Raw genomic sequence first — 9,018 nt, forward strand, 5'->3', positions numbered from 1 at the left:
TTTTTTTTTCTTATTTTTGCAAACTGAATAAATAAAAAAAGGAGAGTATAATGAAAATGAGAAAAATGATCCAATACAGACTTGCTGATTTAGATAGTATGCTGGTATTGCTCTTCGCTTTTTTGCAACCCATCTCGGCTCAAAAAGCTGATGACAATGTGCATATATTGCAATGCAATGATAGATACGTCTTCAAAACTGATGACGCAGGTAAGACTATTGTTGTTAACACTACGGATTATGAGTATGGTGTAACCCAATATTCCGCTCTGGTTCAACCATGTGCTTATTACGGAGAGTTTATTCGTTTGGACAAGGCACAGTGTAAGGGGTATGCACAATACAAGTCAGCCATTCCTCGTAATGTCTTTTACGATGATACCAAGATTTGCTACTTTAGCTATCAGATTCCAAAGGTTGGCAAGACTCTGAAGGCTTCTTTTACTCGAACCTATCTCAATCCTATTTATTTTACAACTATTCCTTTGTGTGAAGCTAATTATGTAGAGCATAAGAAGATAGAGGTAATCAAGCCAAAAGCCTTCCAGCAGTTTCGGATAAAAGAATATAATCTTCCTGCTGGTATAGAGAAAAGTACTACATGTAATGCAGAGGGAGATTCCGTTTTTACTTATGTGATTCATTCCTTACCTGCACAGCTGAGAGAACCTAATTCTCCATCTTGGGGATATAGTGCTCCTCATCTCTTGGTGTTGGGAGCATTCCAAAGTCTGAAAGATATGTTTGTCTGGTCTCATCAGTTGGCTAATGTGGATTGCTCTATTCCTAATCAAGAAGAAATACTAAGAGAGATACAGAAAGGGGCAAAAAACGATTATGACAAGATAGCCAATACTTATGCCTGGGTACAGCAGAATATCAGATATTTGGCTTTTGAGGCAGGCATTTCTGCCCATCAACCGGCAACACCTGCTGAAACTATTCGTAAGCGTTATGGTGATTGCAAGGCTATGGCTCTTTTGCTCAAAACCTTGCTTAAGGCGCAAGGCTTTGATGCTCGTCAAACAGATATAGGGACATGGGATGTACCTTATTCTTTGCAGGAAAATCCTTCTATAGCATCTATTGATCATGCGATATGTACGGTTTTCTATCAGGGAAAGCCCTATTATCTGGATGCTACGAATCCATATGTTCCTCTAGGCTATGTGCCAGACAATATACAAGGAAGGATGGCTTTGGTAGAAGACGCAGATAGCTTTCGTATGAATAAGTTACCTGAGCTGGCTGCTGATTCTTGCTTTTCTTCTATAACATATCAGACAACCTTAGAATTTGGGGATGATGGAAACTACGATATAAAGGGAAAATTATACTCTAAATGGAAGGGCGATATGAAGTCTTGGATACTAGTGGGGAATGACGCTACGGCACAAGATGAAAAAGAGAAGGCCTTGGTGGCAGCGATGGGGGTTGATGAACGATTGGATAAGATTGGGGATATAGTGATGACGGGAAATCGTCCTCGGGATGAGTCTTTGAATATCACTGCTTTTTTTATGAAAAAGGGAGCTGGGCAACTGGTTGACGGTAGTGTTTATTTAGATGCCAATCTCGATGAGAGCCTTTTTCTGACTCCAGTGGATACAGCCAAACGGGTTTCCGATTACATGATAGACTTGCGGTCTAAGGAAGTACGTGATGTAAAGATTTTGATTCCAGAGAAAATGGAGGTCAGTAGTCTCCCCGCACCTTATCAGATTCATACTGCATGGGTTGATTTTTGTCGCACTTATTCTCAAACAGGCAATCAGATTGTTATGCATAAGGAGTGTGTAATACACCACAGACGTGTTCCGCGAAGTGAAATCCCTGCTTGGAATAAGATTATAAGTGATTGGGGAGCAGCTTGTAATGAGCAAGTAGTATTAAAGGAAAAATGAGTTAAATGTATTATTCATAGTCAAAAAGTTGAATTATGGGAAAGATTAAAGTAATCAGAGTTGTCTTCAGTATTCTGTTGGTACAGCTCTTGACGTTGTCAGTGAATGCTGACGAGAAAGCTGATTATTTGAAGTTGGCGCAAAAGGTGCGGCAAGAAGTTTGGAGCAGTACGCCTGCTGACTTTCAAAAACGAACGGTTCCCGACAGATACAAGAATGCTTCGGCCGTCATACTATCTTATTATCGGGAGTTGAGCACGGATTATTATCGTAAGGCAACGGCTGATCTGGTGCTCAATCTTCGCCTTACTCGTCAGATAGACTGTACGGATATGGAGCGTATGTTAATTCAAATCAATGACAAAAAGGCGTTGAAGGATTATTCTGAGTTTACTTTTAAAACGAAAAGTAGAAAGTGGACCTGGGGATATCATCATAAAACGCAAACGGTGCTTGGCATTCGTGTTATAAAGAAGAATGGTAACGTACAGGAAGTAAGTTTAGATGACTATGTAGATGTCAAGGAAGGCAAAAATGACAAGGACTTGAGTCAGAAGATAGCTGTGCCTGGTTTGGAAGTGGGAGATTGTATTGATGTCTTTTCTCTAGACCAAATAGATACACAGGAACAACAGCTGGATCCTTTCTATTTTGTTCTTCGTCAAGACGAACCTGTCCTTTATACCAAGGTTCACTGTGTGCTAGACCAAAGTCTGGCCACCGTCTATCGGACGATGAATGGTGCCCCTGATTTTACTCAGACCACAGACAAGGACAAAAATGCAGTGCTTGATATGGTTATGGATAAGCCGGTAGATGCAGAATCATCCATTTGGTATAATCCTTTGGAGCAGTCACCTTTTATAGAGATGTATATTACCCCGACCAAGGCTAAAGTGGCAGTAGTAGAGAAAGCTATGCGCCAAAAAGGTGTTCGAGGTAATCCTGATGTAACACCAATCCTGCAAGACGATTGGAAATTGCTGAAATCTTATGTGTCTAAGGGGGGATATTCTCCTGCTGGTCTTCCTAGTACGTACAAGAGCGTCTTCAAGTCTGCCAAAAAAGAGGGGATGTCTGCCGAGGAGAAAGCTGACCGTATTTATTCTTTTGAGTATGTTAGTAGGGGAGCTTCTCAGAGGGTTTTTAATACAGTGGCAAATTATTTGCGTAAATTGGGCGTGGAAATAGAAATGGGCATTACCACTCCGTTTGGTGCATTGCCTGTTGATAAACTGATTAATTATAATTCTACATCTTGGTTCTTCCGCCTTAAGGGAACTGATGTGTACTACTTCCCTGGGACTTATCCTAAGGTTGCTTCCGAGATACCTTATATATATCAAGGAAGAAAGGCGTATATGCAAGATTCCGAGGAACAAATAACGATACCTGTGAGTCAAGCTGAAGACAATAAGTCGGTGAATGATATGGTGGTTAAACTTGATGGTACTAAACTTGATATCAGTAGGAAGGTAACTTATTCGGGTGAACAGAAAATGTACGGTCAGTCTTTGGTGAGTCCTGATAACACGCTTTTTGGTTCAAGCCAACTTGAAGCTTATTGGCGATATTTGAAATACGATGACAAAGATCCGTACTCTTGTTATACTAAGAAGGAATCTGCTGAATTAAAAGGAGCTTTCAATGAATATCGGAAAAATGCCATAGATCCGTTTAAGGCTGAAATCAGTAGTTATCACGATGGTGATCCTGTGCAAGTCGGTGGCTATGGAGTAGATTGCGTGGGAATCCGTCGAGATAGTTCTAACTTTGTTTATCATGTAGATTATGTGATGGATGGAATGGTGAAACGAGCTGGAAATAACTATTTGTTGTCGGTAGGTAAGTTAATAGGAAGTTCGTTGAAACTAGAAGGCAAGGATCGAGAGCGTATCGATGATGTTTGGCGCAAGATGGCGTTTGTTGATGAATGGAATATAGAGATTCCGTTGCCGCAAGGATATAAGGTCTCTGCTGAAGCATTAAAGAAGATTGAGACTTCGGTGGCTAATGAGTGTGGAGAATTCACGGTTAAGGCTACCGCTGGAAATGAAAGTGTAAAAGTGTATGTGCGCAAATGTTTTGCTCATAGAGTGGAACCTGTCTCAAACTGGAGCAAACTGTTGGCTTTGGTTGACGCTTGTAGCGCTTTCGCTGATAAGCAGATGGTAATAGCGAAATGAATGTAAGTTTATTGAGTATATTTTTTGTATTAAAAAGAGGTGGTTACAGCTTGAAGGTCATATGCCGGTAAAACTAAATGAGGTTTAAGAATTGAAAAAGGTGAATAAACGAATATTACAATTAGCGGTGCCGTCGATAATATCCAATATCACGGTACCGCTTTTGGGTTTGGTTGATGTCGCTATCGTCGGGCATATCGGCGATGCGGCTTACATCGGAGCCATTGCCGTGGGGTCGATGCTCTTCAATGTCATCTACTGGCTTTTCGGATTCCTGAGAATGGGAACCAGCGGAATGACTTCGCAGGCTTTGGGAAGGAGAGATTTGGCTGAGGTGCTGAGGCTCCTGGTGCGCTCTCTGAGTATCGGTGTGGGGATAGGAGTGCTGTTCTTCGTTCTCCAGAAATGGCTGATAGGCTGCGGACTCTGGGCGATGTCACCGGAAGCGGATGTCGTGGAACTGGCACGGAGATACTGTTATGTCTGTATCTGGGGAGCCCCGGCAGTGCTCGGACTCTACGGATTTACGGGCTGGTTTATCGGTATGCAGAACACGCGCATTCCGATGATGGTATCGCTGACGCAGAATGTGGTGAACATCATAGCCTCTCTGCTGCTGGTCTTTGTCGGCGGTATGACGGTAGAAGGCGTGGCGCTCGGAACGGTCATTGCCCAATGGTGGGGATTCCTGATGGCATGTCTGTTCTATCGCATCTGTTATCGCCGGTTAAGCAAGTATGACTATCGCCGGCATCTCTTTGCTGCCGAACCGCTGAAGCAGTTTTTCTCGCTCAATAAGGATATCTTTCTCCGCACCCTCTGTCTGGTGGCTGTGAATCTCTTCTTTACGGCGGCAGGTTCCAGGGAGAGTACTATCGTGCTGGCTGTGAATACGCTGCTGATGACGCTCTTTACCATCTTCTCTTATTTTATGGATGGTTTTGCCTATGCGGCAGAGGCGTTGAGCGGCAAGTATTATGGAGCCCGAAACATGGGGGCATTCCGCGAGGTGGTTAGAAGAACGATGGGGTTTGGAGCTGTCGTGGCTGTAGGTTTCACCTTATTATATATAGTGGGTGGCGAGAATTTCCTCTCTCTGCTCACGAGCGATAAGCAGGTGATAGCTGCATCGGGCGAATATTTCTGGTGGGCTGTGCTGATTCCGCTTTCGGGCATGTCGGCATTCGTTTTCGATGGCATCTTTGTAGGCATCACCCAGTCTAAGTCGATGCTCTGTTCTACCGCCGTAGCCTCGGCTTCGTTCTTCGGTCTGTTCTTCGGCTTGCATCCTTTTCTGGGCAATCATGCCCTGTGGTTGGCCTTCATTCTCTACCTCCTGTTGCGGGGAATCGTACTGTTCGTCATTTACCGTAAAAAACTTCGGTAAATGGCGAATTGTGTTTTTATAGAATATATTAGTAGAAATAATGCACATCTTTCATAAAAATTGCACACTGAATTATAGTGTGCGCATTTTTGTGAAAAACTACATTAATATAGTTTAAATCTTAGGCTTATATTCTTTTTCTTAGCCGAAAATTAGTAATTTCGCAGAGCCAAACTTAAAAGAAAAAGAGTAAATGACAGCAGAAGAATATTATCAGCAAGGTAATGCCTGGCGCAAGCAAGGCGACTTTAAGCGTGCCCTCGACTGTTATATGGAGGCCATTGCCCTCGATCCGGAGAGCCCTGCCGTAGCAGCCAAGGAGATGTTGGATGATATCATGAGCTTTTATTGCAAAGACTACTACAATCCATAACAACCGACATGTGGACAGCAGGAGCTTTGTTTACTCCAATGGTAAAGATAATTAGTAAGAAATTAGAATATGAGTAAGATTAAAGGGGCTATTGTAGTCGACACCGGGCGTTGCAAGGGATGCTCGCTCTGTGTGGAGGCTTGTCCTCAGCATGTCATCGCATTGGCAGAGAAAAAAGTCAATGTGCATGGTTACCGTTATGTAGAGGCGGCTGTACCTGAAGCATGCGTTGGTTGCACCTCGTGCGCCATCGTCTGTCCGGACGGCTGTATCACTGTTTATCGTAAGAAGGAGGACTAAATAATGGCAAATCAGGAAGTTACATTAATGAAAGGCAATGAGGCGATAGCCCATGCCTGTATCAGATGTGGTGCGGATGGTTTCTTCGGCTATCCTATCACACCTCAAAGTGAGATTATAGAGACGCTGGCTCTGCTCAAGCCATGGGAAACATCGGGTATGGTGGTTCTGCAGGCTGAGAGTGAGGTGGCGGCTATCAACATGGTTTATGGTGGCGCCGGTGCCGGTAAGCGTGTCATTACCACTTCTTCAAGTCCGGGTGTGGCTTTGATGCAAGAGGGTATCTCTTACATGGCTGGTGCTGAGATTCCGGGCGTTATCGTCAACGTGCAGCGTGGCGGACCGGGTCTGGGTACCATCCAGCCATCCCAGAGTGATTATTTCCAGGCTACCCGTGGTGGTGGTAATGGCGACTATAATGTAATCGTGCTGGTTCCTGCTTCTGTTCAGGAGATGGCTGATTTCGTAGATCTCGCCTTTACGCTTGCCTTCAAGTATCGCAATCCTGCGATGATTCTGAGCGATGGTGTCATTGGTCAGATGATGGAGAAGGTGGTTCTGCCTCCTGTCAAGCCTCGACGTACCGAGGAGGAGATTGCGAAGGAATGCCCTTGGGCTACTATCGGCCGTCCGAAGAATCGTCCTGTTAACATCATGACCTCTCTGGAACTCAAGCCTGAGGTGATGGAGGAGCGCAATATTGCTCTTCAGGAGAAATACAGAAAGATTCGTGAAACCGAGGTTCGTTATGAAACCGAGCAGATGGATGATGCCGACTATGTTATCGTAGCCTTCGGTAGTGCGGCACGTATTGCCGAGAAGAGCATCGAGAGTGCGCGTGAGCAGGGCATCAAGGTAGGATTGTTCCGTCCTATCACCCTCTGGCCTTTCCCTGAAAAGGAGATTCATGAACTCGCCAAGACCAAGAAGGGCATTCTGGTTGTAGAAATCAATGCCGGTCAGATGGTTCAGGATGTGCGACTGGCTGTGAATGGTCAGACTCCTGTGGAGCACTTTGGTCGTCTGGGCGGTATCGTACCGGAGCCGGAGGAAATCGTTGAAGCATTAAAGAAGTTAATAAAATGAATGATATAATTTCACCAGAGAATCTGGTATATAAGAAGCCTACACTGATGAACGATACCCCGATGCATTATTGCCCGGGGTGTTCGCATGGCGTAGTTCATAAGCTCGTTGCCGAGGTTATAGAGGAGATGGGCATGGAGGATAAGACGGTAGGCGTATGTCCGGTGGGCTGCGCTGTCTTTGCTTATCGCTATTTGGATATTGACTGGCAGGAGGCTGCTCATGGCCGTGCACCTGCTGTAGCTACAGGTATCAAGCGCTTGTGGCCTGACCGCCTCGTCTTTACTTATCAGGGCGATGGCGACCTGGCGTGCATCGGTACTTGCGAGACTATTCACGCCCTGAACCGTGGTGAGCATATCGCCATCATCTTCATCAACAATGCCATCTATGGTATGACCGGTGGACAGATGGCGCCAACCACCCTGTTGGGTCAGAAGACTGCTACCTGTCCTTATGGTAGAGAGGCTGATCTTCATGGTTATCCACTCAATATTACCGAGTTGGCAAGTCATCTGCAGGGTACTTGTTATGTAACCCGTCAAAGTGTGGAGACCGTGGCAAGCATCAAGAAGGCAAAGAAGGCTATCCGCAAGGCGTTCGAGGCAAGCATGCAGGGCAAGGGCTCCAGCCTGGTAGAGATTGTTTCTACCTGCAACAGCGGTTGGAAACTCTCACCTGTTGAGGCTAACAAGTGGATGGAAGATAACATGTTTAAGCAGTATCCTAAGGGTGACCTGAAGGATACAACGGGAATGTAAGTGAAGAACGAAGAGTGAATAACGAAGGAAGAACGATTTGCTCTTCTAATATAATAATAGAACAATGAAGACAGAAATCATTATATCCGGTTTTGGCGGTCAGGGCGTTCTCTCGATGGGAAAGATTCTGGCTTATTCAGGACTGATGGAGGATAAGGAGGTAACCTGGATGCCTGCTTACGGACCAGAGCAGCGTGGCGGTACAGCCAATGTAACGGTCATTGTGAGCGACAGTCGCATCTCTTCGCCTATCCTGAGCCATTATGATGTAGCCATCGTGCTCAACCAGCCATCGCTCGACAAGTTTGAGCCGAAGATTAAGCCCGGCGGCATCCTGATTTATGACGGCTATGGTGTGATGAATCCTCCTCAGCGCAAGGACATCACCATTTATCGTATCGATGCGATGGACAAGGCTGCCGAGATGAAAAACTCCAAGGTGTTCAATATGATTGTTTTGGGCGGTCTGCTGAAGGTTTGTCCTGTTGTGAGCACCGATGGTTTGAACAAGGCACTCTACAAGTCATTGCCAGAGCGCCATCATGGTTTGATTCCGCTGAACATGCAGGCAGTGGAAGAGGGAATGAAGATTATAGAAAAGGTAGATTAATTTCAACTATCAGCATAAACAAGGGAGCGGATTGCGTTGCGATGCAGTTCGCTCCCTTGTTTTATTAGGCTGGGTTGAAAAGGAAAAAATGATGCATCTTGCAGATTATATATTTAATTTGCATCATGTAGTTTGCTACATTCAAAAACTGTTGTTGAATGTTTTTCATATCTTAAACTAAAGAAAGTCGCTCTTTTCTTTGGCATTTCCAATTCTTTTCGTTAATTTTGTGACGTTAATTTAAAAGAAAGGAATAAGATGGAAACGATTAATATTCAGTTTCAAGTTGCTGCCCCTCAAAAAGTAGACACAGAAAGGTGGAAAACTGATGGAAAATGATTACCTTTGCAAGCAGATAGAGTTGTGCGCCCTGTAGAGAGGGCGTAGCCCGAACGTAAGGGCGCACAACTT

8 protein-coding genes are annotated in these 9,018 nt (G+C 44.7%); all 8 read left to right on the forward strand.

What is annotated here, in order from left to right; all coding sequences use genetic code 11:
* Window positions 1-56 precede the first annotated feature (56 nt).
* The 8 genes from ACWJAO_RS12805 to ACWJAO_RS12840 all read left to right on the forward strand — a co-directional run bounded on the left by ACWJAO_RS12805 (window position 57) and on the right by ACWJAO_RS12840 (window position 8,607).
* Window positions 57-1,904, forward strand: a complete 1,848-nt coding sequence (locus tag ACWJAO_RS12805; RefSeq protein ID WP_449140540.1) for a transglutaminase domain-containing protein — start codon at window positions 57-59, stop codon at window positions 1,902-1,904.
* Window positions 1,905-1,939: 35 nt separating this feature from the next.
* Window positions 1,940-4,090 (forward strand): hypothetical protein, encoded by a 2,151-nt coding sequence (locus tag ACWJAO_RS12810; RefSeq protein WP_449140541.1) that lies wholly within the window; start codon window positions 1,940-1,942, stop codon window positions 4,088-4,090.
* Between the two features lie 91 nt (window positions 4,091-4,181).
* Complete coding sequence (locus ACWJAO_RS12815) at window positions 4,182-5,477, forward strand: MATE family efflux transporter (protein ID WP_153086039.1); 1,296 nt, start codon at window positions 4,182-4,184, stop codon at window positions 5,475-5,477.
* A 193-nt stretch (window positions 5,478-5,670) separates the two neighbouring features.
* Complete coding sequence (locus ACWJAO_RS12820) at window positions 5,671-5,850, forward strand: tetratricopeptide repeat protein (protein WP_006848323.1); 180 nt, start codon at window positions 5,671-5,673, stop codon at window positions 5,848-5,850.
* A gap of 69 nt (window positions 5,851-5,919) precedes the next feature.
* Complete coding sequence (locus ACWJAO_RS12825; RefSeq protein ID WP_022120396.1) at window positions 5,920-6,150, forward strand: 4Fe-4S binding protein; 231 nt, start codon at window positions 5,920-5,922, stop codon at window positions 6,148-6,150.
* A 3-nt stretch (window positions 6,151-6,153) separates the two neighbouring features.
* Window positions 6,154-7,236 carry a 3-methyl-2-oxobutanoate dehydrogenase subunit VorB gene (locus ACWJAO_RS12830; RefSeq protein ID WP_449140542.1) on the forward strand — a complete coding sequence of 361 codons (1,083 nt, stop codon included), beginning with the start codon at window positions 6,154-6,156 and terminating at the stop codon, window positions 7,234-7,236.
* A complete protein-coding gene (locus ACWJAO_RS12835) occupies window positions 7,233-7,997 on the forward strand; it encodes a thiamine pyrophosphate-dependent enzyme (RefSeq protein WP_287599555.1) in 765 nt (254 codons plus the stop codon). The genes ACWJAO_RS12830 and ACWJAO_RS12835 overlap by 4 nt, the downstream gene beginning before the upstream one ends.
* 64 nt (window positions 7,998-8,061) lie before the next feature.
* Window positions 8,062-8,607, forward strand: coding sequence for a 2-oxoacid:acceptor oxidoreductase family protein (locus ACWJAO_RS12840; protein WP_006848319.1), 546 nt, complete (start codon window positions 8,062-8,064; stop codon window positions 8,605-8,607).
* Window positions 8,608-9,018: the final 411 nt, after the last annotated feature.

The sequence above is a fragment of the Segatella sp. genome (genome assembly GCF_977051555.1).